At 36.0% G+C, this 23,565-nt stretch carries 20 protein-coding genes; 16 read left to right on the top strand and 4 right to left on the bottom strand.

Annotated features, from left to right (window positions below):
• Both ACFIK8_RS06730 and ndk read left to right on the top strand, forming a co-directional pair.
• The coding region (locus ACFIK8_RS06730; RefSeq protein WP_375636522.1) for an autotransporter outer membrane beta-barrel domain-containing protein at positions 1–407 on the top strand (407 nt) is incomplete at its 5' end.
• A 391-nt stretch (positions 408–798) separates the two neighbouring features.
• Positions 799–1,221 carry a nucleoside-diphosphate kinase gene (gene ndk, locus ACFIK8_RS06735; protein WP_375628682.1) on the top strand — a complete coding sequence of 141 codons (423 nt, stop codon included), beginning with the start codon at positions 799–801 and terminating at the stop codon, positions 1,219–1,221.
• A 297-nt stretch (positions 1,222–1,518) separates the two neighbouring features.
• Here the strand turns inward: ndk and pgsA are convergent, their stop codons facing one another.
• The 3 genes from pgsA to ACFIK8_RS06750 all read right to left on the bottom strand — a co-directional run bounded on the left by pgsA (position 1,519) and on the right by ACFIK8_RS06750 (position 5,413).
• Positions 1,519–2,100, bottom strand: a complete 582-nt coding sequence (gene pgsA, locus ACFIK8_RS06740) for a CDP-diacylglycerol--glycerol-3-phosphate 3-phosphatidyltransferase (RefSeq protein WP_012754979.1) — start codon at positions 2,098–2,100, stop codon at positions 1,519–1,521.
• A 72-nt stretch (positions 2,101–2,172) separates the two neighbouring features.
• The gene (gene uvrC / locus ACFIK8_RS06745) at positions 2,173–4,152 is read right to left on the bottom strand and encodes an excinuclease ABC subunit UvrC (RefSeq protein ID WP_375636520.1); all 1,980 of its coding nucleotides are present in this window, start codon (positions 4,150–4,152) and stop codon (positions 2,173–2,175) included.
• Between the two features lie 397 nt (positions 4,153–4,549).
• Entirely contained in the window at positions 4,550–5,413 is an 864-nt protein-coding gene (locus tag ACFIK8_RS06750; protein WP_375636518.1) for a 23S rRNA (adenine(2030)-N(6))-methyltransferase RlmJ, read from the bottom strand.
• 1,363 nt (positions 5,414–6,776) lie between these two features.
• Between ACFIK8_RS06750 and tatA the strand changes: the two genes are divergently transcribed.
• From tatA to ACFIK8_RS06795, 9 genes are all read left to right on the top strand, one after another.
• Complete coding sequence (gene tatA / locus ACFIK8_RS06755; protein WP_375636516.1) at positions 6,777–7,088, top strand: twin-arginine translocase TatA/TatE family subunit; 312 nt, start codon at positions 6,777–6,779, stop codon at positions 7,086–7,088.
• A 55-nt stretch (positions 7,089–7,143) separates the two neighbouring features.
• Positions 7,144–7,548: a twin-arginine translocase subunit TatB gene (locus tag ACFIK8_RS06760; protein WP_375636514.1), complete on the top strand. Its 405-nt coding sequence runs from the start codon at positions 7,144–7,146 to the stop codon at positions 7,546–7,548.
• Positions 7,545–8,327, top strand: coding sequence for a twin-arginine translocase subunit TatC (tatC, locus tag ACFIK8_RS06765; protein ID WP_375636512.1), 783 nt, complete (start codon positions 7,545–7,547; stop codon positions 8,325–8,327). The genes ACFIK8_RS06760 and tatC overlap by 4 nt, the downstream gene beginning before the upstream one ends.
• A gap of 61 nt (positions 8,328–8,388) precedes the next feature.
• Positions 8,389–9,666 (top strand): serine--tRNA ligase, encoded by a 1,278-nt coding sequence (gene serS / locus ACFIK8_RS06770; protein WP_375636511.1) that lies wholly within the window; start codon positions 8,389–8,391, stop codon positions 9,664–9,666.
• Positions 9,667–9,799: 133 nt separating this feature from the next.
• Positions 9,800–10,459 (top strand): protein-L-isoaspartate(D-aspartate) O-methyltransferase, encoded by a 660-nt coding sequence (locus tag ACFIK8_RS06775; RefSeq protein ID WP_375636528.1) that lies wholly within the window; start codon positions 9,800–9,802, stop codon positions 10,457–10,459.
• Between the two features lie 155 nt (positions 10,460–10,614).
• Complete coding sequence (locus ACFIK8_RS06780; protein ID WP_375636509.1) at positions 10,615–11,796, top strand: peptidoglycan DD-metalloendopeptidase family protein; 1,182 nt, start codon at positions 10,615–10,617, stop codon at positions 11,794–11,796.
• 688 nt (positions 11,797–12,484) lie between these two features.
• The gene (gene yajC, locus ACFIK8_RS06785) at positions 12,485–12,937 is read left to right on the top strand and encodes a preprotein translocase subunit YajC (RefSeq protein ID WP_375636508.1); all 453 of its coding nucleotides are present in this window, start codon (positions 12,485–12,487) and stop codon (positions 12,935–12,937) included.
• Positions 12,938–13,385: 448 nt separating this feature from the next.
• Positions 13,386–13,772 (top strand): Mth938-like domain-containing protein, encoded by a 387-nt coding sequence (locus tag ACFIK8_RS06790; RefSeq protein WP_012754989.1) that lies wholly within the window; start codon positions 13,386–13,388, stop codon positions 13,770–13,772.
• An 875-nt stretch (positions 13,773–14,647) separates the two neighbouring features.
• The gene (locus tag ACFIK8_RS06795; protein WP_375636505.1) at positions 14,648–15,508 is read left to right on the top strand and encodes a phytoene/squalene synthase family protein; all 861 of its coding nucleotides are present in this window, start codon (positions 14,648–14,650) and stop codon (positions 15,506–15,508) included.
• 729 nt (positions 15,509–16,237) lie between these two features.
• On the opposite strand, the gene ACFIK8_RS06800 is transcribed toward ACFIK8_RS06795, so the two are convergent.
• Positions 16,238–18,127 carry a peptidyl-prolyl cis-trans isomerase gene (locus ACFIK8_RS06800; RefSeq protein ID WP_375669064.1) on the bottom strand — a complete coding sequence of 630 codons (1,890 nt, stop codon included), beginning with the start codon at positions 18,125–18,127 and terminating at the stop codon, positions 16,238–16,240.
• Between the two features lie 152 nt (positions 18,128–18,279).
• On the opposite strand from ACFIK8_RS06800, the gene tpiA reads away from it, so the two are divergent.
• The 5 genes from tpiA to eno all read left to right on the top strand — a co-directional run bounded on the left by tpiA (position 18,280) and on the right by eno (position 23,551).
• Positions 18,280–19,044: a triose-phosphate isomerase gene (gene tpiA, locus ACFIK8_RS06805; protein ID WP_375669065.1), complete on the top strand. Its 765-nt coding sequence runs from the start codon at positions 18,280–18,282 to the stop codon at positions 19,042–19,044.
• Between the two features lie 82 nt (positions 19,045–19,126).
• Complete coding sequence (gene secG / locus ACFIK8_RS06810; protein ID WP_375669066.1) at positions 19,127–19,579, top strand: preprotein translocase subunit SecG; 453 nt, start codon at positions 19,127–19,129, stop codon at positions 19,577–19,579.
• Between the two features lie 127 nt (positions 19,580–19,706).
• Positions 19,707–21,335, top strand: a complete 1,629-nt coding sequence (locus ACFIK8_RS06815; RefSeq protein ID WP_375669067.1) for a CTP synthase — start codon at positions 19,707–19,709, stop codon at positions 21,333–21,335.
• Positions 21,336–21,371: 36 nt separating this feature from the next.
• Complete coding sequence (gene kdsA / locus ACFIK8_RS06820; protein ID WP_012754995.1) at positions 21,372–22,208, top strand: 3-deoxy-8-phosphooctulonate synthase; 837 nt, start codon at positions 21,372–21,374, stop codon at positions 22,206–22,208.
• 71 nt (positions 22,209–22,279) lie between these two features.
• On the top strand, positions 22,280–23,551 hold the full coding sequence (gene eno / locus ACFIK8_RS06825; protein WP_208439579.1) for a phosphopyruvate hydratase: 1,272 nt from the start codon (positions 22,280–22,282) through the stop codon (positions 23,549–23,551).
• Positions 23,552–23,565: the final 14 nt, after the last annotated feature.

Raw genomic sequence — 23,565 nt, forward strand, 5'->3', positions numbered from 1 at the left:
CAAAGAGCAGTTGGTTGCAGCCTTATGGACAATTTACATGGTTGCAAGTTGAGGGTAAAGAAATCAAGTTATCGAATGACATGATAGGTGACATGCGTCCATTCACTTCATTACGCAGTGAGGTTGGCATATCTTTAGGATATGAATTTGGTTCTCGTATGGATTCCTCATCACTTGCGTATATTACAGCAGCATGGTTGCGTGAGAATAAAAATGACAACCATACATTGATTAATCAACGGCATTCATTTACCACTGACTTATCGGGTAATGCAGGTAAGTTAGGAATCGGTTTGAGCAGTTTAGTGAGTGAGAAGTTAAAGTTATATGGTGAGGCACATTATGTTAAAGGACGTAAAACAAAACAGTCCCTTCAGGGTATTTTAGGTGTACGCTATAGTTTTTAATTATATGGTTATTTTTTGATAGATCTCAATGTGTGTAGAAGGATTTTCAAACCTAGATCGGAGTATCTAGGTTCATCCTCTTTAAAGAAGAAGGCTTTCAAAAAGATATATTTTGCATGTTAGGCTTTTCTTATGATTCTTTATTGCTTCAATGATAAATTTGATGAGAGGCATTTAAGATTATGTAAGAAGGTTCAATATTTATTGAGAGTCGGTAGCGCATCTTTATGATGGGATGAGAAATTAAAGGTATTTCTATTAAAGTTTTTTTTATAATTCATTCTATATTTTTGAGAATTTGTGTAGATTTTTGCAGAGTCACTTGGCAAAGGGCTTCTTGCTCGCTATAGAAATGGCGAGAGAATGTTATAAATGAAATAAAGGTGGTTAAATGGCTTTAGAGCGTACTTTTTCGATGATTAAACCAGATGCAACCCGTCGTAATTTGACTGGCGCAATTACTAAAATGCTTGAGGATGCGGAGCTACGTGTTATTGCGTCTAAACGTGTCTGGATGAGCAAACGTGAGGCTGAAAATTTTTATGCTGTTCATAAAGAACGCCCTTTTTTTAGTGAATTGGTGGAATTCATGTCTTCTGGTCCAACCGTTGTACAAGTTTTGGAAGGCGAAAATGCAATAGCTAAAAACCGTGAAGTAATGGGGGCTACGAATCCTAGTGATGCAGAAGAAGGGACAATTCGTAAGGTTCATGCTTTATCGATTGGCGAAAATTCTGTCCATGGATCCGATAGCGCTGAAACGGCAAAAACAGAAATCGCTTTTTGGTTTTCTGAGGTAGAAATTGTTGGTTAATAAAGCGTTTATAATAATAAAGCGTATATAAGAAGCAAAAATCCGAAACACTATATTTCGGTTTTTTGCTTATAAGATTATAGACTTTTTTAAAAGCATACGGAGCATTCATCGTTTTTTTAGCTTTTTACTATTTTTTTGAAGAGCTTTTATCTACATGCCACCCTTACTTGTAATGTGCAAAAGAGTGTTTTATTGATTTATCATTAATAGATTTAAAATGAATCAATCTTATGCTACTCTCATCTCTTATTTAAGTACAAAAAGATAAATTATCATTATAAATCTCCATACTATTCATAGGATAACGTGTTTTAAACCTGCACGAAAATAATCCCATCCTGTCCACAATGTAAGGAGGGCAGCAATCCACAGCATAGTAATGCCAAACTCTACTGTGTAAGGAAAAATTTTATTACCGGCTGGTCCAGCTAAAAGAAATACAATAGCGATCATCTGTACAAAAGTTTTCCATTTTGCAAGACGAGAGACAGGAACACTAACTTTTAACTCAGCCAAATATTCACGTAATCCTGATACAAGAATTTCTCTGCAAAGAATGATAATAGCTGCCCATAGTGTCCACCCAGCGATGGTACTGTCTGCGGCAAGCAAGAGCAAACAAGCAGAGACGAGAAGTTTATCAGCAATTGGATCTAACATGCGACCAATATTGGATGTTTGTTCCCAAATACGAGCAAGGTAACCGTCAAGAAAGTCAGTAATGGATGCAACGATAAAAATGGACACAGCAATCCAGCGAGTGATATCACTTGATTGTAATCGCCCTTCTAAAAAAAAGCATGCAACAACCATTGGGACTGCGACAATTCGTGCATAAGTTAAAATATTTGGAAAAGAAAAAGTATGATTTTTCATGGAGCCATTTTTAGTTCTTGTGAAAGAGAATATATTTCCTAAACGTAACAAGGCAAAGGTTATGAAACAAGCCTATTTTTCATGAAAATGGTTATGAATTTTTTGTGCAATTGTCATAGAAATTCCCGTAACTTTTTTTAAATCTTCAAGTGAGGCACTAGCAATAGCCTTGGCACTTCCAAAATGATGAAGCAACGCACGCTTTCTTGTCGGACCGATATTTTCGATTTCATCAAGTGGGTTTTTGAATGTTTCTTTTTTTCGTTTTATCCTATGAGCTCCAATTGCAAAACGGTGTGCTTCATCACGCAGACGTTGCAAAAAATAGAGGATAGGATCACGTGGAGGAAGTGTAAAGGGGGGGATACCTTTTATAAAAAATCGTTCACGTCCCGCATGGCGGTCAACACCTTTGGCGATTCCAACAACTGTGAAGAGGTCATTTAATTGTAATTCAGCAAGTATTGCATGTACGCTGTTGATTTGTCCTTCACCACCATCGATTAAGATAAGATCAGGCCAAATGGGAAAAAGATCATTATCTTTTATGTCATGACTTCTATTTGACTGATCATGCTCTTTTATAAGGCGTGAAAATCTTCGTTTAATCACTTCTTTCATCATGCCAAAATCATCGCCAGGCGTGATATCTATTGAGCGAATGTTGAATTTGCGATATTGATTTTTAACAAATCCCATCTGACCAGCAACAATCATAGCCCCTACAGCATTTGTTCCCATGATATGAGAATTATCATAGACTTCTATCCGGCGTGGAGGAAAAGGTAGTTGGAATGTTTTGGCAAGACCTTGAAGCAATTTTGTATGAGTGGCTGTTTCAGAAAGCTTATGTTCAAGTGCTTCATGAGCATTGAGATAGGCATGATTAACAAGAGTTTTCCGTTCACCTTGTTTGGGTAAAGAGAGAGACACTTTGTGATTTGCTTTGAGACTCAATGCTTCTGTAAGAAGTGTCTTTTCTTCAATTTCTTCAGATAAAAGGATGCTTTTGGGAAGTGGTTTATCATCGTAAAATTGGGCAAGAAAACTCGCTAAAATTTCAGTACAGGAAAAAGAGGGATCTGCTTTAGGAAAATAGGCACGATTTCCCCAATTTTGCCCCATGCGAAAAAAGAACACTTGAATACAGGTCATTCCTTCTTTTTGCGCAATTGCAAATACATCCGCTTCTTTTATCGTTTGAGGATTAATACCTTGATGGCTTTGTATATGAGAAAGGGCTGATAAGCGGTCACGATAGGAAGCTGCTTGTTCAAAATCAAGATTTTCTGCGGCTTTATGCATAGCTTGAACCATATTGTTTTTAACAGATTGATCTTTTCCCGAAAGGAACGCTTTTGCTCCCCTCAGCAGTTCTTTATAATCATTGTCACTAATTTCATGGGTACAAGGTGCAGAACATCGCTTAATTTGATAAAGCAAACAGGGGCGTGTACGGTTTTCAAAAACTGAATCAGTACAGGTTCGTAATAAGAAGGCGCGTTGTAAAACATGAACTGTTTGTGTCACTGCACCAGCAGAAGCAAAAGGACCAAAATAGTGAGCTTTTCGTGTTCGGGCACCACGATGTTTGTAAAGTCCAGGCGCTCGATGATCATCTGTAATCATAATATAAGGGAAACTTTTATCATCACGTAGTAATACATTAAAATGTGGATGCAATCTTTTGATGAGATTGGCTTCTAAAAGGAGTGCTTCTGTTTCTGTATGGGTGACGATAAATTCCATATGATATGTTGCGCGAATCATGCGGGTAATACGATTATTGTGTCCCTGTTCACGTGTATAGTTTGAAACGCGTTTTTTGAGATTACGAGCTTTGCCAATATAGAGAATATCACCATTTTTACCAATCATCCGGTAAACCCCTGGCTTATGCGGAAGGTGTCTAACAAACTCTTGTATGAATTTTACACCTTGGAATTGATTTTTCTCATTACTTTGATTGGCATTATTCCATGTAATGTTAGAGAGAAAAGAAAGCTTTTCCCGCTCATTTTTCGGACAATTTGTATTATTTTTCAGGACCATTCCGTTTATTAAGAATATGTTTTTTGTTTAATATATGAAATATTCTTTTTTATTAAATAATGATTATTTATATCCTTATAATTTTTTCTATAAATAACATCTTATAGCATAAGAGTATGATTTTAGAGAGCCGATTTTTCATAAAAAATATGAGAGTTGTTATTCTAAAACAGCTTTATGAATTTGCCCAATTTATTCATTAAAATGATTGGAATAGGAAATTCATGATGATTAAGAAGATAGACGTTCTAAAAGGGAAAAAATTAATTCACGCTGATCGTTATTAGCTTATCATTATAACGTGTTGATATTATTCAAAAAATCAAAGAACTTTATCATTTAATGCGTTTGTATCTTACAACATGATATTTGATTTAGAAAAAATACAGAGAAAGATCTAACATAATAGATGTTCTTTTTGAAGCCACTTATGCGTTATTTGGGCATTTTCATCTTGTCCCAGGCGATTGATAAGAAAGGGGCTGAGTTTTTTCATTTCTTCTTCCAAAAGGTAGGGAGGGTTAATAATAATCATACCACTTCCATTCATTGTCGGTGGACTTGAACTTTTTCGGATACGCATTTCAAGCTGTAGAATCTTAGGAATTCCTGTTTGATAAAGCGCGTGAAGAAAACTTTCAATTTCTTTGTCATATTTAACAGGATACCATAAAGCGTAGATCCCTCCAGAAAAGCGACGATAGGCTTTCGTTAATCCCTCAATAAGGCGGAAAAATTCTCCAGTTTTTTCAAAGGGAGGGTCAACAAGGATAAACCCACGTTTTTCTTTTGGTGGTACATGAGCATTTAAGGAAAGCCAACCATCTAAATGCAGAACTTTTGTCTGATAATCTCCGGCAAAGTTTTTTGCTAAAATATGATAATCTTCATTGTGCAATTCTATTGCGGTGAGGCGATCTTGTTTCCGTAATAATTGACGAATAAGAACAGGAGATCCAGGATAAAATACAATTTCTTTTTCCCCTTTATTGAGGGCATCAATGATATTACACCATGGACAAAGGAGTGCTCTTAAATCTTCTGGGAGAGGAGTTGAAAAAAGTCGTTGGACACCTTCGCGATACTCTCCTGTTTTATGTGCTTCTAAAGAAGAAAGGTCATAAATACCGATTCCAGCATGCGTATCTATAACGCGAAAAGCTTTTTCTTTGCGTTTGAGATATTCTACAATGCGAGTGACAATAATGTGTTTAAAAACATCAGCAAAATTGCCAGCATGATAAATATGCCGATAATTCATGGAATAAACTCTATCATATGTATAACTGTACCGGATTATTAGCATAGAATATTAGTGAAGTTTGTTAAAAAAATTAAGGTTATCTTTCAAATTCATTCATAAATTTACTTGTTTAAAGATTAAAGAATTTAAAATGCTTGATAAAAACATTATTACATTTATCAGTTTTTTTAGCGAGCGTAAAATTATGGATAGAGCAATAAAGTGCTGGTATTATAGTGATAGATTTTTGTAAAAGTGTGGATGAATCTCATTGGTTTAAGCGGAGCCCAAGCTTTACATTATACACGCTAAATGGCTAGATTATTGTGTATGGTGCTAAAACAAAACTTTTGAAAAGTGATATGCTCTCTGCAAGCGATCTCAATAAAATGAGCGATTTTTAACTAAAGTAAATAGGTTTATCTATTTCTAACACTGTATTATCTAGCGGCTTTATGAGATAATCTTATAAAAAGACTAGGATAAGAAATTCTTTTACATGGATTATGCTTCGATTCCATGCTTTTGATTGAATGTAATTTTCTATTAATGCCTATTCTGTTTTCAATACTGAGATAAGTTAAGCACATGATATTATGAGAACGCATGCCCAGAATCCGGAGACTTGTAATAGTTAGGGCATGCAGCGGTTCAAAGAGCTGGTTATATGGAGGTATTTTACTGAATAAAGGCGCAAGCTGGTACCATTTTTATTTTTTAGCAGTATTGCCATACCTCTTGGCCACTTGACCTGATTCATAAAGTGCATTTTTACTCTTTCCGCTAATAGTTTTTATCCACACGACAGATATTTAATTGAATGCGATGATGGCTTATATTTCGTATTGTATATGGAATAATGGATGATAAAATTCCCACCAACGCAAAGAATAAATATTATGCGTAAGATGATAGTTTTTAAAGAGACTGATGATGTTTCAAGAAAGTTTTTTAGAGATTTTTCTTTCTGATTTTTTTTAATTAAATACGTAAAATTTTTTACAGCATGTTATGATCTTTATCAGTAACGGATAATTTGGAGGAAATGTTTGTAATGATACGTACAACTTTGTTTAAAAGGAAAGACATGAGCTATAGTATTTACAGGAAGATGAGTAACCTAAGAGATCAGATGGAGTTATTTTAGAAAAGTTTTTAAGCCTTTTGAATTTTGTATGAAGCGGTTTATCATTTTTGAATGGTTTGTGTTATAATACGCTAAAAAGGGATGAGAGGATAAAAAGTTCTTTTGCAATAAAAGCGTGTGATTGCTTTTAAGTTAAGAAGAAAATATATAAGTAAGATATTATATTTGATACATTCTTCAGAGGAAGCATGAATAAATGAAATCGAATTTACAAGCATAAAGTTAGAGAGAGTAATGGGTAATATTTTTTCACCAACGCATTTAATTATAATTTTACTGATTATCTTTGTGCTTTTCGGTCGCGGTAAGATTTCTGAATTAATGGGCGATGTTGCTAAGGGAATTAAAGCCTTCAAAAAAAATATGAAGGAAGAAGATGACGGCATTGAGGATAAAGTTGAAATGGCTACTACTTCCCAAATAGTTGATGTAGAATCTCAACAATCTCAGCCGTTATCGGTAAAACATGTAACAGCGCGCAGAAAGGCTTCTTCTGCTTCTAAAAGAAGCAAAACATCTGTTGCTAAAAAACAGCGTGTCAAATAACAAAAACGTAATCATCATTGTGCGTTATTTTTTGATGAGGAAGTCGAATTAAGAGATGTTTGGGATTGATGGACCAGAGTTTGTCGTAATCTTACTTATTCTCATCATTGTTGTTGGACCGAAAGATTTACCTAAAATATTAAAGACAATAGCAAAGGTAAGAGCTCATATGTGTTTAATGGCAAATGAACTTCGTCATCAGTTTGAAGATGCAATAAAACAAATCGAGCTCGACGATTTGCAAAAAACATATTCGGATACTAGCGATTCAAGCAAGAAGTTGACAGAGACTTTTGATCCCATTCAAAATACATTAGAAGATATCCACGATAATTTGGATGTTAAGGCAACACACCATAAATCAGAAAAAGGTAAAGAATTTTTGGAATGCGATCACAACGTAACCAATAAAGATATGACAGGATCTATAGCTTCTAAAGATAAAGAAGATGTGTCATGAATGTTAACAAAGACGAAGTTGATGCCCATATGGCACCACTTTTGGAACATTTAATTGAACTTCGTCAGCGAATTATTGCTGCCTTGGTTGCATTTATGATCGCTTTTATGATGTGTTTTCTTGTTAAAGATTATATCTTAAATTTTTTACTATGGCCATATCAGTGGGCAATGAAAATAGCAGGGGGTAATCCTGAGGGTATTCGTTTGCAATCAACGCAAGTATGGGAAACTTTTTTAACGAAGATGAAGCTTTCTGCTTTTGGGGGAATTATTTTATCTTTTCCCTATACGGCTTTTCAGTTTTATAGTTTTATTGCACCAGGGCTTTATAAAAATGAGCGTATGGCTTTTTTACCATTTCTCATTGGGGGGCCTATTTTATTTTGTATTGGGGGAGCGTTTGTTTATGGTCTATTGGCGCCAATAATACTATGGTTTAGCCTTTCTCAACAATTTCTTCCAGATGTTCATTTAAAAATAGAGTTTATAGTGCGTATTTCTGATTATTTGGGCTTTATGACATCCTTTATCCTAATTTTTGGTTTGATTTTTCAATTACCTCTTGTCATCAGTCTTTTAACAAAAGTTGGATTTTTAACGTCTCATGATTTGGTGTCTAAACGAAAATGGGCTATTTTACTCTCTTTTATCATTGCGGCAATCATAACGCCGTCGGATTTTTTTACGATGTTTGCAGTGGCTTTACCAACGATAGCACTTTACGAGATTTCAATTTTAATTGCTTACAGTATAGAAAAGAGAAGAAAATCCGCTTAAGAAAAGTGTATAATCTTATGCGACAAGAAATGAATAAAAACAATATAAATGAGGAATTTTTATGCTTGATATTAAGTGGATTCGTGACAATCCTGAGAAATTAGATAAAGCACTCGTAAGTAGAGGTCTTGAGCCACAAGCTGAAAGGTTAATACAACTTGATCTTGCACGTCGGTCGCATATTGCTAAGGTGCAATTGGCGCAGGAACGTCGCAATGCGGTTTCAAAGGAAATAGGACAGGCTTTAGCGGTATCTGATCAGCAAATGGCTGAAAGCTTTAGAGCTGAAGGTGAAGAGATTAAAGTCTTTCTTTCCTCTGCAACAGCGGAAGAAAAACAGCTGACGGAGAGTCTTGAGAAAATTCTTTCAGCACTTCCAAATATTCCATTAGATGATGTTCCAGAAGGTAAAGATGAAAGTGATAATGTCGTCATTCGACATTTTGGTACACTTCCAACATTTAATTTTACACCAAAGGAACATTTTGATCTTGGTCAAGATCTCAAGCAGATGAATTTTGAACGAGCTAGTCGTTTGTCTGGAACACGTTTTACAATACTTTCAGGGGCGTTAGCACGGCTAGAACGAGCATTAGGCCAATTTATGCTTGATGTGCATGTCAATGAGCATGGTTATACAGAAGTCTCAATACCTTTTCTTGTTCGTGATGAGATTGTTTACGGAGCAGCACAATTGCCGAAATTTGCTGAAGACCTTTTTCGTACAACAGATGGTCGATGGCTTATTTCTACAGCAGAAGTGCCATTAACCAATTTGGTCAACGATGAAATTCTTGAAATATCAGATTTACCACTGCGATTTTCTTCTTTATCTCCCTGTTTTCGTTCAGAGGCGGGAGCAGCCGGTCGTGATACGCGCGGTATGTTGCGTCAGCATCAATTTTGGAAAGTTGAAATGGTCTCAATTACCAGTGAAGAACAGTCTTTAATTGAATTAGAACGTATGACGGAATGTGCAGAAGATATATTAAAACGACTTGGTTTGCCTTTTCGCACAGTGGTTCTTTCTACGGGTGATATGGGGTTTGCAGCACGTAAAACCTATGACATCGAGGTTTGGCTTCCTGGTCAAGAATGTTATCGTGAAATTTCTAGCTGTTCAGTTTGTGGAGATTTTCAAGGTCGTCGTATGAATGCGCGTTATCGTAAAGAAGGCGATAAAAAATTGCATTTTGTTCATAGCCTTAATGGTTCTGGTACAGCTGTTGGACGTTGTCTTATTGCCGTGCTTGAAAATTATCAACAGGCTGATGGATCAATTATTGTTCCAGATGTTTTACAACCTTATATGGGAGGCATGCGTTGTATTACTGCTTAATTTTACGAAAGGAGAGACAATATGCGTTTATTGCCAAGAGGTGATGATATGCAAACGCAAGTTTTTGCCATTTTAAAAGAAGCAGTTTGTCAGTATGATAAAAGTGCACCTCCATTGGAGATTGAATGATACTATGGGGCAAAAGGGTATTTTACAATTTCGTGAGGAGTTAGCCGCTCTTGTACTGAAAATGCGTAGCAAAGGCATTGATGACGTGCGATTTTTTTCGGCATTAGAGAAAATTCCGCGTCAACAGTTTGTTTCTGCTCCTTGGTTTAATAGTGCTTATGATAATAAAGTTATTCCCCTTGAGTGTGGTGAATATATGGAACGTTTGGAAGAACAACTCTTAATTCTTTCGGCATTATCGTTGAAAAAAAGGCATCGCGTTTTAGAAATCGGTACAGGATCTGGTTTTTGTACTGCGCTTATGGCATGTCTGAGTGACCGTGTGACAACGATTGATCGTTATAAAACGCTTGTTGATTTGGCACGCCAAAAATTTCAAACTTTAGGAATTGAAAATATTATTATACGGCAGATTGATGGAAGTCATAGTGTGACAGGTTTGGGATCATTTGATCGCATTCTTATTTGGCCATCACGTTTTGATGAACCCAAGGAATTTTTAGAACTTTTAGCTGAAAACGGAATTCTCATTCAGGCGATAGGACCTGACGAAGGGGTACAAGCGGTGACGCGCTATACAAAAATTGGTAGTCGATTTGAGTGTTTAGAACTGTTTCAAGTGCGTTACCAACCTTTTATTAAAGGCATTGCGGAGATACTTTAATTTTTAAAAGTTAAGAAATAGCCGCAAATAGCCTACGTTAAATTCATTTTGATCTTATATAAAGATATTTATGAATAAAACATCTCATTTTAACTCTTCGGTAATTTAAAAAAGCTTTAATGGAGTGAGTTGATTATTGATGAGTGAGCAAAACGATGCGTTTAAAAGCTTTGGATAATATTTTCCAGCATAATTTTCAGAGAATAACTTTTTTAGCGGTGGTAACTATTGTTGCTGGTTGTAGTTCTGGTACACAGCGTTTTTCCAATATTGTCTCTCATCGTACGGTATCATCTCAATCAAATATATCGAGTACTATGTCTACAGATCCGCGAATGCTATCGTACGGTAGCGGTATGATACAAAGCACTGAATTGCCACCTGTGGAATCAAGCGATGATTCGTGGGGAGATGACAATTCTCCCTATAATTTTCCACATCAAGGTAGGATAACTTCTTCTGATGGTCGCGTTATGGGAGTCCCTCCACGTAATCTTGGAACACTTTCCCGTTCACAAATGGATAAATCTCCTATTTTTCGGCGGAACTCTTATATTGTCCAGAGTGGAGATACACTGCTCAGTATTGCACGACAAATAGGGGTTAGTGTTGAGGCATTAAAATTAGCAAATGGTATAAACAGCAATTCCATTTATATCGGTCAGGTACTTGTTGTTCCAAGCAGGCGTACATTAGCAGCTTCAAATGCACACACTAATAACGATTGGGCAGTGTCAAAAACAGAATCTGCATTCCAATCTCAAGTGATGTCCTCTATAAAAAACAAGAAGTCCTCTCCTATATATAAAGCGCCTGTAACAACGCCCCCTTCTGCAAAGATGAACAAATCAAGTTCTGAGAAAAGTTTTTCTAAACAGATGACGCAATTGAATCATGAGACTGGTTTATCAAGTACTGTTACGAATACCGATAATATGACGACTCCGCAAGCCACAGGAATTTCTAAGATGCGTTGGCCAGTACGAGGGCGTTTATTAAGCCAGTTCGGTCAAAAAAAGGGAACAGTAATGAATCGAGGAATAGATATTGCAGTGCCGGAAGGATCTTCGGTAAAGGCGGCAGAAAATGGTGTTGTTATTTACGCGGGAGATGGATTAAAAGAGCTTGGTAATGTTGTGATGATTCGACATGAAAATAATATTATCACTATCTATGGATGTAACAGTAAGCTTGTTGTTAACAAAGGACAAAGGATAAGACGTGGTGATGAGATTGCTAAATCTGGTGTTTCAGGAAATGTTAAAACGCCACGTGTCTATTTTGAGATGCGTAAGAATTCATTACCTGTTGATCCCCTTAAATATTTAGAAAACTAATTTATTGATGATTTTTAAATTTAAATAGTCTTATAGTTTATAGAAACTTCATGAAAAACAATTGATTTTCTTAAATCAATAACACTGCAGCAAAAAAATCATTGCTTTAAGGAGAGCAGTTCGTTGGGGTCGTTAGATATTACCATCTTTGTGTCTATGAAAGTGTAAAACAATAGTATCATACTTATTTGTCAGCTTTCAGTGTTTCAACGGCTCTTGCATTTGAGAGAAGCATGAAAAGAGATATTTCACGCCTTTCTTAAAAAGTTTTTATCTACAGGCTCATTTCATATGTGAGACGTGCAAAAAAATCGTTTTGATTAATTCAGAGGGTTTGAAATGAGAGCATTTTACTGTATTTATGTCTGTCATTCGATATCAAAAACGATAAATTATCTATATAAATTAAAGTTTTTTCATTAGAAAAATTATCTTGTATCATTTATTGAGTTAGTGAAAAGGTTTACATTGTAGGATATATAATAGGGAAAAATGAATCTATTTTTAAAGATTTTTCTCATTGTATTTTGGTATTCTGTCTCTTAAGGATTTATTGCATTTTTGTAAAGCTGTGATTAGATTATGTAGTTATTGCTTTTTATAATAAATTCTTTAAGAATTTTTTCTGAATCGGAATTTTATTTTAATAGAGTGGGGAATACCTGAAGTTTAACTATAGGAGATAAAAATGTTTATTACGAACGCTTATGCTCAAGTTGCAGGCGATGTTTCCGGTGGATTTTCATTTGTTAGCGCTGTCCCACTCATTTTAATTTTTGCAATTATGTATTTTTTTATCATTCGTCCACAGCGTACCCAAATGAAAAAACGCCAAGAAATGCTTAATGCAGTACGTCGTGGTGATACAGTTATAACGGGTGGTGGTATTATCGGCAAGGTTACGAAGGTTCACGACGAGAGTGGTGAATTAGAGGTTGCAATTGGTGAGAGTATGAATATTCGTGTTATTCGCTCAACATTAGCTGATGTGCGCGTTAAAGGTGAGCCGATTGCAGAAAAAAAATCAAAGCTTAATGCTAAAGCAGAAACATCACAAAAGTCTAAATCTAAAACGACAACGAAAGAAAATATGAGTGTCTCTAAAGAGAAAAAAGCTATATCAAAAGAAAATGAATCTTAAGGTGTAATGGCAGTTTATTACATTTTTTAAGCATTTTTATAAAAAGCTTGGCAAGATCAAGACAATTTCATTGGAAAAGTGGCTTTTATAGTGGATACAGAAAATCGAGTTTTTGTTTCCTTGAGATTATTAAAATAGTTGCTTTATTTATAGAATATTACGCAATTTTTTTCTGTTTTTTAAACAAGATCATTGTTTCTATAAAAAGAAACTTGTGAGTAAATAAACTGAGAAAACTTTTTAAAAGGTAGATTTATTTAAGCAGGTAGAGCATTTGATCGCGGTTTATTATCAAATTTTCATATACTTGCTGTATGAGAAGATTAAGGTTTTATATAAAATTTTCACTTCAATACTAGGCTATGGTTAACATATCAATGTTTGTATCAGTCTTCCTTTAATTTTTATGGTAAGAAGTAGCAAAGACAAAAATAAAGGGTGCTTTTTCATGTTCGATGCAATTCAAATTCGTGAAGCACATTTTCCAAGTCGCGCACCTATTGATGCTTATGGAAATGGTGGATTTCGTTTTGCTGATATGTCTCATAGAGGTTCTATTATTTGTGTACCATCGGGTATTTATGGTATTGACATGGCAGGGCCTATTCCCACTCAAGGGGATCTATCTCGTATTTTAGAAGAAGCTTCTGAAATCGAAGTTTTATTAATAGGTACTGGAATTGAATTATTGCGATTACCTGAAGAGTTACGGGTGCTTTTATGGGAAAAACGTATTTCATCAGATACAATGAGTACGGGAGCGGCGGTGCGTACATTTAATGTTTTATTGGCTGAAGATCGCGCTGTTGCGGCATTATTATTTGCGGTAGAATAGAGTATTGTTTAATAAAACAAATGCTCTCGTCTAGTATGAAAGACTTGTGTGATTATTTTACTGCGCCGTAAAATACCGTCGTTTAAAGTGGTGGTAGAAGGGGAATAAAATATACATAACTTAACACATTAAGTGTTTTTAAATACAGTAGCAAGTATTCAGGGCAGAGCTTGTTCGTAGTTCAATGAATCACATGAGTGATCAACTCTTGGCACTTGAGACAGTTCATAGGAGGCATTTTTAATTCTTTCTTATACAGTTTTTACCTACAAGTCAGCCCCGCTTGTGATATGCAAGGGAATAGTTTTGATTGATTCAACATGGAATTGGTTTGAAATGCAAGCATTCTACGATATTTGAGATTCTAATTTAACATATAAAACAATGAATTATCATTATAAATAAATGCGTTGATAGTAATAGAAACTCACCGAGAGCAATTGGATTTTTTACAAATTGGTATTGGTAAGAATCTTTGTTCTTTAGTATGGGGAGGAGGTCAATGATTTGATGAAGTTTTTGTGATCAGTGTATTTTTTATAAAATAACATTGTCATCTATTCAGTAAAAAGTGTTTTGCGTTGTTTGTTATTCTAAGTTTCACTATGCATGTTACGATTAGTTTTTAGCTTTTTTTACTGCAAATGAAAACTTGAAGTCCGATAAGACAAGTTTTATCAGAAAAGTTATTTATTTAATTTTTTTCTTTCTAAAACGAAAAGTGACTAGAAAAGAAATTTTAATTCATAATACAGTTAAGAGACACATTTAAAAATCTTATTTTCTGAACTGTATTTGCTTATCCCTCATTTTTTAATATGAATAAAAAGAGGATATTAATTTCATTACTAAAAAAGGGACGTTAATAGGTTTAAATGATAGGCTCTCTTCCTTATTGTCTTGATATTTTACGTACCATAGATCGTGATCGCTATATATCGGTTTTATTTGCGCCTAAAAAAAAGCGCCAAGCATTGGCTGCTCTTTATGTATTTAATGCTGAAGTTTCTCGTATTCGCGAAAGTGTACATGATCCACTCATAGGAGAAATACGGTTACGTTGGTGGTATGATTCTATTGCTCATGGTGAAATGCAAACGAGTGGAAATAATCCGATTTTGAGTGATTTATTGAAAGCAATAACTCTTTTTAATTTACCTAAGACAGCTTTTTTACGTTATTGTAATGCACAAATTTTAGATCTTTATCACAATCCAATAGAAACACTTCATGATCTAGAGCATTATTGTGGTGAGACAGCAAGCATAATTTTACAGCTTTCTTGTCAGATATTAGATCCTGATACTGCACAAGAGTTTACAGATATCTATGAACATGGAGGGATTTCTCAAGGATTAAGCGGTGTATTGCGTCTTTTATCATTCATGCAATCACGATATCAATATTATTTACCTACTGATATATTAAAGGCTGTAGGAGTGAATAGGGAAGATTTGGAATCTCATCGTCTCAGTGATCAACAAAAGGATCGTATTGTTGAAGCTATGGTAGCATTATCGCGCGATCATTATACCAAATTTTACGAGTATTCTTGTGCTTTACCTAGAGTTCTTAAGCCAGCTTTTCTTCCATTGGTCATTGTTCCAGCTTCTCTTCAAAAAGCTATACAGCTGGGTGCTGCAATTTTTCAAGAGAGTGCAACGTTGCCATTGATATATCGCTATTGGTTGATAACAAGGGCAGCAATAAGCGGCAATTTTCCAAAGATATTGTAAAAGAATATTAGCACGTTGAAATGCGTAACATATAGACTGATTTTCTCATATGAAAATAAAAGGAGCTATGGTGTTTCCAAACCATTTTTTTGTTATAAAAAATGTTGATGTTTTGGTTGTTATGAGCGCAAAAGAATAAGAAATTTTATGAGAGAAGTTGTCTTGGCAGTCTATGAGTTTATAAAAAACTCTTATTTTTGAGAAATCATAATTGATGACTGTTATGATTTATGAATATATTGATTTATAATGATAATTCGTTTTTTCTCATATTGAATGAGAGTCTTGAATAGAAAAAGATTTCTTCATTTTTATAATGAATTTTAAAAATAGTTTTTTGTATACTATAAGTTGGGTGTGTAAATGAAATCATTTAAAGAAAAAGCAATACGCTCCTTATGAATGAGTATTAAGAGTAGCAATATGATAAGCTATAAATGAATGACGATAGGGATGACATTTATAGCTTAATGGGTATAGCTTAGTGTGCGACAAATTTTACAACCTTTGGATGGATAATATTTTTTAATGCGTTGCAAAAACGACTCTACATTCCATTGACTATTTTCTCGCAAATCCATACATGCACTGATTTGCGAGAGAATTAATCATTATACAAATGTTGATCCTAAGATATGCAAACAAGAGACCTATCTTACCTCTTCAACTATAGACGAAGAGCTGATGGAAACTTTATCAAATAAGTTCTTTAAATTATGTACAACCTTTTTATTGGAGAGCGTTAAAGATCTGATTATAATTTGTGCTATTAATTTCCAAAGGATGTTCTTTATTGGCAATTTGTAGCATTTCTAGCTTGAGATCTTCTCTTATCATCATATCTATATTGGCGCGGACCTCAGTTGAAAGAGTATGAGGCGTGATATCTTTAGGCATGGTGACAGTCTTTATTTGATAAATGATACGGTTTGTTGCAAGTGGACCTTTTATGATGCCATAATGACCTTTGGGAGCAGAAAATAATGCTTTAATCCCTTCAACGCCAAGAGGGTCAGATGAGTCTTGACGCCGGAGGGCTGGTGTTGTTTGTTTTGTAACACCAAGGGTACGAGCAAGAGCAACAAGACTTTTTCCTTCCGTGAGCTGTTTGAGAGCATTTTGAGCTTTTTCATCAAGAAGACGTTGGATTTCCTCACTTTTCCATTGAGAAAGAACATCTAGCTTAGCCTCTTCAAGTGTTTTATCGCGGGCAGGAATAATTTTATCGACCTTATACCAGAGATATCCACCATTTTGAAAAGAGAGAGGATCAAGATCGACTCCTTCATTTGATTGATAGATGGCATTCAGTAAAATATCTTTTTGAGGTAAATCCGTGAGTGCTGCACCTTCAAGCGTTTTTCCCGTTTTATCAATGGTAATTGTGCGCAAAGATAACTTGTATTGGTCAGCTAGCTCTTTGAGAGAAGCACCCTCAAAACGAGCATTTTCAATGGCTACATAATTGTTACGGATATCATCAGTAGCACGATTTTTGGCAAGTGTTTGGCGAATATTTTCTTCGACCTTTTCAAAAGGAAGAGAGCTTGAGGGTTCAATATGCGTGACGCGAATGATAATAGGTCCCTGTAAGTCATTTATCACAGTACTGACTTGGCCTTGTTGAAGTTCAAAAATTTCAGAGGCTAGATGACTAGGAAGTTCATTTTCTGCGAGAGGACCTTTTTTTATGTCATTAAGAGTCTTGTTTTCAGCTTTTACCAGTTCATCAAAACTCAATCCATCAGCTATTTTTTTTGCTGCATTATCGGCTTCTTCACGTGAGGGGAATTGCAGTTCCTCGAATGTACGCTTTTCAGGCGTTACAAAACGTGAAGCATTTTGTGTATAATAGGCTTTTGCCTCATCTGTTGAGATATCTTTAGGTTTTACAAAATCATTAAGTTCCATAGATAGCAAAGAGACAGTGCGGTATTCTGGAGCACGAAATTGACTTTGATGTGTTTTAAACCATTTTTGTAGTGTTTCGTCATCAGGATCAGCAATTGTTTCCTTTTCTTTTAGATCAATAACGAGATAATCAGCAATACGCATTTCTCCTTGATAAAGAGCAAGTGCTTTATAAAAGAGATTTGGTGCTTTCATATCAGAGAGTAAAGCTGAAATAAGTTGGTTACGCTTTTCTTGTTTGGTGTAATAATTAAGAAAAGCACTTTCACTAATACGTAAATGCTGAAGATAGTTATAAAATAAATTTTTATCAAAAGTGCCATTTACTTGGAACATCTTATCAGAACCAATCGTATGAGCTATTGTATCTTTTGAAAGACTTATTTTCATTTTACGTACTTGTTCATCAAGTAATACATTTTGTTGTAATTGATTAAACACAAAAGCAGGAATTTGGTATTGCTGCATTTCATTTGCTGTAAACATTCGTCCAAGATGAGCAGCATGTGCTAAACGAGCGCTTTGATCGGCAAGTGCAAGACGATAATCATCGACAGTTACTCTGGACTTTCCAGAAGTAATAAGATCTCTTTCACTTTTTTTGTGTAATTGCGGTATTCCCCATAGAAGAATGAAGCATAAGAGTAAAATAGCAAGGAAAATTCTAGAAATCCAAGAATTTGTAGCATTTCTTATGATGTCAAGCATTGTTCAAGTCCATTTTTAATGTGAATTATTATCAAAGCTAATGGAATTTGCAATAAAGAGATGAAAGATGCAAGCTTTAAAGACTTGCTTTCATGTTATAATTTGGTAACTACAGATAAACAATGTATTGTAAGAGCTCTTGAGGTGAAAATATGTCTCCAAATACTCGGCCTTTTCTTGCTGGAAATTGGAAAATGAATGGAACGAGTGAATCGCTTGGAGAGTTGCGTGCTATTGCTACAGGCGTTAGCTCTGATCTCAGTCATCTTTTTGAGGCACTTATTTGCGTCCCAGCAACGCTTTTATCTCGTGCTTCTGATATGCTGGATGGTGAAAATCTCCTTTTGGGAGGACAAAATTGTCATTTTGATGATCATGGTCCCTATACTGGAGATATTTCAGCTTTTATGCTTAAAGAAGCAGGAGCAAGTCATGTCATTATTGGGCATTCAGAACGTCGTACAGTGTATCAGGAAAATGATGCGATTGTCTGTGCCAAAGTGCAAGCTGCGTGGCGAGCAGGTCTTGTGGCTCTTGTGTGTATTGGTGAAACATTGGAGGAGCGTAATAATAATAAAGTGCTGGACATTCTCACGCAGCAGCTTGAAGAATCTTTACCAGATGATGCAACAGCAGAGAATACCATTATCGCTTATGAACCTGTTTGGGCGATAGGCACCGGCAATACAGCGACTCCAGAAGATATTGCAAAAGTACATCATTTCATTCGCGATAAGGTGCGTTCTCGTTTTAGTGATGAAGGCAATGAGATACGCCTGCTTTATGGTGGGTCCGTAAAGCCATCCAATGCATTTGAGCTTTTAAGCATTCCTCATGTTAATGGTGCTTTGATAGGTGGAGCAAGCTTAAAAGCAATTGATTTTTTAACTATTTGCGATGTTTGTCGTAAACTATAGTAGAGAAATTTGAGTTTCCCCTTGGATTGTGTGTTATTTATGTGTAAATAGCTATGAAAGAGTTATTTGAAGAGCAGGGTTTATGCAAACAGTACTTATAGTTATTCATTTGTTGATTGTGATTACTTTGGTTGGTGTTATATTAATCCAACCTTCAGAAGGTGGTGGGCTAGGTGTGAGTAATAGCTCAGGGTTGATGAAAACTCGTGGATCTCGAAATCCTTTAACACGTTTGACTGCTATTTTAGCCTGTTGTTTTTTTGTTGTGTCTATTGGACTTACCGTGGTGGGTAATATATCAAATTCTAGTTCTGATATTTTAAAGCGTATACCGGTTAATTCAGAGAAGAATTCTAGCAATAAAGGCTCAGAATCAGTCCCATCATCAGATGGTGAGTCTTCCCCTTCTATTCTTGAACAGCTAGGAGGCAATTCGAATTCTCCGCAGGAACAGAAACAGTCCACAAATCCTGAAGCAGAAAGTCCAGTTCCACCGGTTCTTGAAAATACAGTTCCGGATAACAGTACGAAATAGTTTTTTAAGAAAATATAGACTTTTTAAAAAGGTGATTTTTTCACCTTTTTTATTTTAGAAGAAAAATTGTTTCTTTTTGCATTTTTTGCTGGAAAAATCATTATAAATTGCTTATCACCATAAGCCCATGGCACGTTATATTTTTATTACTGGTGGTGTGGTTTCTTCCCTTGGAAAAGGCATCGCAGCGGCGGCGTTAGCAGCGTTATTACAGGCTCGTGGCTATCGTGTACGTCTTCGCAAACTTGATCCTTATTTAAATGTTGATCCAGGTACGATGTCACCTTATCAACATGGTGAAGTATTTGTGACCGATGATGGTGCAGAAACGGATCTTGATCTTGGTCATTATGAGCGTTTTACTGGGCGTTCTGCAAATAGCCAAGATAATATCACAACAGGGCGTATTTATCGCAATATCATTGAACGAGAGCGGCGTGGTGATTATTTGGGGGCAACAGTCCAAGTTATTCCTCATGTTACGGATGAAATTAAGAGATTCATTACGATGGGAAATGAAGAATTTGATTTTGTTTTGTGTGAGATAGGTGGAACGGTTGGTGATATTGAAGCAATGCCTTTTCTAGAAGCGATTCGTCAGCTTCGCAATGAGCGACCAAGACAAAGTGTCGTTTATGTCCATCTCACATTAATGCCTTATATACCTTCGGCAGGTGAATTAAAAACGAAACCAACACAACATTCTGTCAAAGAATTGCAAGCAATTGGTATTTCTCCTGATATTTTGCTTGTACGTGCAGATCGATCTATTCCAGAAACAGAACGGTGCAAATTATCACTTTTTTGTAATGTTCGCTCCAATGCAGTCATTCAGGCATTAGATATGCCAACAATTTATGATGTTCCTATGGCATATCATAAGGAGGGTTTGGATTCTGAAGTTCTTTGCGCATTTGGAATCGATTCGGCACCTCCCCCTCAGATGGATCGTTGGGAAAATATTACGCATCGTATTCACCATCCTGAAGGAGAAGTTACGATTGCTGTTGTAGGAAAATATACGGGTTTAAAGGATGCTTATAAATCTCTTATTGAAGCGATTGCGCATGGTGGTTTAGCGAATAAAGTGAAAGTTAATATTGAGTGGATTGATTCGGAACTTTTTGAAAAAGAAGATTCTGTTTCAGCTTTACAAAAAGCCCATGGAATTTTGGTTCCAGGTGCTTTTGGGGCACGAGGAGCAGAAGGAAAGATTCGAGCAATTCAATTTGCGCGAGAGCGTAAAGTTCCATTTTTAGGGATTTGTTTTGGAATGCAATTAGCTTGTATAGAAGCCGCGCGCAATATTGCACAGATTAAGAATGCTTCATCAAGTGAGTTTTGCGAAACAGAAAATCCAATTGTAGGTTTAATGACAGAATGGCTTAAAGGAGACGTTCTTGAAAAACGTACAAGAAATGGTGATCTCGGCGGATCAATGCGTCTTGGTGCTTTTGCTGCTGAATTAAAAGAAGAGAGTCATATTGCTCAAATTTATGGGATGACCAAGATTGTCGAGCGACATCGTCATCGTTATGAGGTCAATATTGATTATAAGGATAAGTTAGAACAGTGTGGTTTGATTTTTTCTGGGATGTCTCCTGATGGTATTTTACCAGAAACAATAGAATATGCAGATCATCCATGGTTTATTGGTGTTCAATATCATCCAGAGCTAAAATCCCGTCCTTTTGATCCACATCCGCTTTTTTCTTCTTTTATTGAAGCCGCTGTAGAACAAAGTCGATTGGTTTAATGCATAAATTGGGTTACTTTTCTTTTGAGGGATAAAATGGCTAAACCAAATGCCTGTGTGAAAGTTGGAAATATTATTTTTTCAAATGAAATGCCTCTTTCATTAATTGCAGGGCCATGTCAGATGGAAAGTCGCGATCATGCTTTTGAAATGGCTGGTCGTATTAAAACAATTACCGATCAGCTTGGTATCGGATTTGTTTATAAATCGAGTTACGATAAAGCTAACCGAACTTCTTTAGGGGCGGCACGTGGTATTGGTCTTGAAAAAGCAATGGCTGTTTTTTCTGATTTAAAAAAGGAGTTTGATTGTCCCATATTAACTGATGTGCATACAGAAGAGCAGTGTACAATTGTTTCTTCTACGGTTGATATTTTACAAATACCGGCTTTTTTATGTCGTCAAACAGATCTTTTGGTAGCAGCCGCTAAAACAGAGTGTGTTATTAACATTAAAAAAGGTCAGTTTTTAGCGCCGTGGGACATGGAGAATGTTTTAAAAAAGGTTGTTTACAGTGGTAATCCGAATGTTATGCTTTGTGAGAGAGGCACGTCATTTGGTTACAACCGACTTATTTCTGATATGCGCTCGTTGCCTATTTTACGTTCATTTGGTGCTCCTGTTATTTTTGACGCAACGCATTCTGTTCAAGAACCTGGGGGGCAGGGTGCTTCATCTGGTGGACAGCGTCAATTTGTTGAAGTTTTAGCACGTGCGGCTGTTTCTGTTGGGGTAGCAGGTATTTTTTTAGAAACGCATCAAGATCCAGATAATGCACCTTCTGATGGACCCAACATGGTTAAACTTGATAATTTACAAAGATTGCTTGAGACTTTAATGGAGTTTGATTATCTGTCAAAGAAGTTGAATTGAGAAGAGAAAAAATATTCCATTAATAGGACATTAGAAATGAATCAAGACTTTTATTGGATAAGGAAACACATATGACTATAATTGTCGATATCATTGGACGTGAAGTTCTTGATAGCCGTGGTAATCCAACGGTAGAAGTTGATGTTCATTTGGAGAATGGAGCTTTTGGTCGTGCTCTGGTTCCATCGGGAGCTTCAACAGGAGCACACGAGGCTATAGAGCTTCGTGATGGTGGTTTGCGCTATCAAGGGAAAGGTGTTGAAAAAGCGATTGCTGCAGTTAATGGCGAAATTCTTGAAGAACTTGGTGGGCGGGATGCAACAAATCAAATCGCTATTGATCAAGCGATGATTGCTTTGGATGGAACGCCAAACAAAGCCCGTCTTGGTGCCAATGCACTTCTTGGTGTTTCATTAGCTGTTGCAAAAGCAGCTGCGGATTCATTAAATTTACCTTTGTATCGTTATATTGGTGGTACACAAGCGCATATTCTTCCAACCCCTATGATGAATATTATTAATGGTGGCGTTCATGCTGATAATCTGATTGATTTTCAGGAGTTTATGATTATTCCTATAGGAGCCCCTACTGTAAGAGAAGCCATTCGTTATGGCGCTGAAATTTTCCATGCGTTGAAAAAGCGTTTAAAAGATGCGGGTTATAATACCAACGTTGGTGATGAAGGTGGCTTTGCACCTCAATTTAAAAGTGCTGATCAAGCAATTGATTTTATTATGGAATCTATTACAACATGTGGCTACAAACTAGGGGAACAAATTGCCATTGGTTTAGACTGTGCTTCAACCGAATTTTATAAAAATGGTTCGTATTTTTATAAAGGTGAGGGGAAATGCCGTGACATCCAAGAGCAGGTAGATTATTTAGCGCAGCTTGTGAAAAATTATCCTATTATTACAATTGAAGATGGAATGGCTGAGGATGATTGGGAAGGTTGGAAGTTACTCACTGACACAATTGGAGGAAAATGTCAGCTTGTTGGCGATGATTTGTTTGTAACGAATTCAGCACGTTTGCGTGATGGCATCAAAATGGGGGTAGGCAATTCTATTCTCATAAAAGTTAATCAAATTGGTACATTGAGTGAAACACTTGATGCTGTAGAAGTAGCACATAAGGCAGGTTATCGTGCCATTATATCTCATCGTTCAGGCGAAACAGAGGATTCTTTTATTGCAGATCTTGCTGTTGCAACGAATTGTGGACAAATTAAAACAGGTTCTCTTGCACGTTCGGATAGATTAGCAAAATACAATCAACTTATTCGTATTGAAGAAATGCTAGGAGCCCAAGCGCGTTATGCTGGTGATTTATATCGTGTATAGTTGTGAGCACAAAA

Source organism: Bartonella sp. MR168JLCBS (assembly GCF_042194175.1).

Coding starts and splice junctions, on each gene's coding strand:
- ndk (WP_375628682.1), top strand. CDS start 799: ATGGCTTTAGAGCGTACTTTTTCGATGATTAAACCAGATGCAACCCGT.
- pgsA (WP_012754979.1), bottom strand. CDS start 2,100: ATGAAAAATCATACTTTTTCTTTTCCAAATATTTTAACTTATGCACGA.
- uvrC (WP_375636520.1), bottom strand. CDS start 4,152: ATGGTCCTGAAAAATAATACAAATTGTCCGAAAAATGAGCGGGAAAAG.
- ACFIK8_RS06750 (WP_375636518.1), bottom strand. CDS start 5,413: ATGAATTATCGGCATATTTATCATGCTGGCAATTTTGCTGATGTTTTT.
- tatA (WP_375636516.1), top strand. CDS start 6,777: ATGGGTAATATTTTTTCACCAACGCATTTAATTATAATTTTACTGATT.
- ACFIK8_RS06760 (WP_375636514.1), top strand. CDS start 7,144: ATGTTTGGGATTGATGGACCAGAGTTTGTCGTAATCTTACTTATTCTC.
- tatC (WP_375636512.1), top strand. CDS start 7,545: ATGAATGTTAACAAAGACGAAGTTGATGCCCATATGGCACCACTTTTG.
- serS (WP_375636511.1), top strand. CDS start 8,389: ATGCTTGATATTAAGTGGATTCGTGACAATCCTGAGAAATTAGATAAA.
- ACFIK8_RS06775 (WP_375636528.1), top strand. CDS start 9,800: ATGGGGCAAAAGGGTATTTTACAATTTCGTGAGGAGTTAGCCGCTCTT.
- ACFIK8_RS06780 (WP_375636509.1), top strand. CDS start 10,615: ATGCGTTTAAAAGCTTTGGATAATATTTTCCAGCATAATTTTCAGAGA.
- yajC (WP_375636508.1), top strand. CDS start 12,485: ATGTTTATTACGAACGCTTATGCTCAAGTTGCAGGCGATGTTTCCGGT.
- ACFIK8_RS06790 (WP_012754989.1), top strand. CDS start 13,386: ATGTTCGATGCAATTCAAATTCGTGAAGCACATTTTCCAAGTCGCGCA.
- ACFIK8_RS06795 (WP_375636505.1), top strand. CDS start 14,648: ATGATAGGCTCTCTTCCTTATTGTCTTGATATTTTACGTACCATAGAT.
- ACFIK8_RS06800 (WP_375669064.1), bottom strand. CDS start 18,127: ATGCTTGACATCATAAGAAATGCTACAAATTCTTGGATTTCTAGAATT.
- tpiA (WP_375669065.1), top strand. CDS start 18,280: ATGTCTCCAAATACTCGGCCTTTTCTTGCTGGAAATTGGAAAATGAAT.
- secG (WP_375669066.1), top strand. CDS start 19,127: ATGCAAACAGTACTTATAGTTATTCATTTGTTGATTGTGATTACTTTG.
- ACFIK8_RS06815 (WP_375669067.1), top strand. CDS start 19,707: ATGGCACGTTATATTTTTATTACTGGTGGTGTGGTTTCTTCCCTTGGA.
- kdsA (WP_012754995.1), top strand. CDS start 21,372: ATGGCTAAACCAAATGCCTGTGTGAAAGTTGGAAATATTATTTTTTCA.
- eno (WP_208439579.1), top strand. CDS start 22,280: ATGACTATAATTGTCGATATCATTGGACGTGAAGTTCTTGATAGCCGT.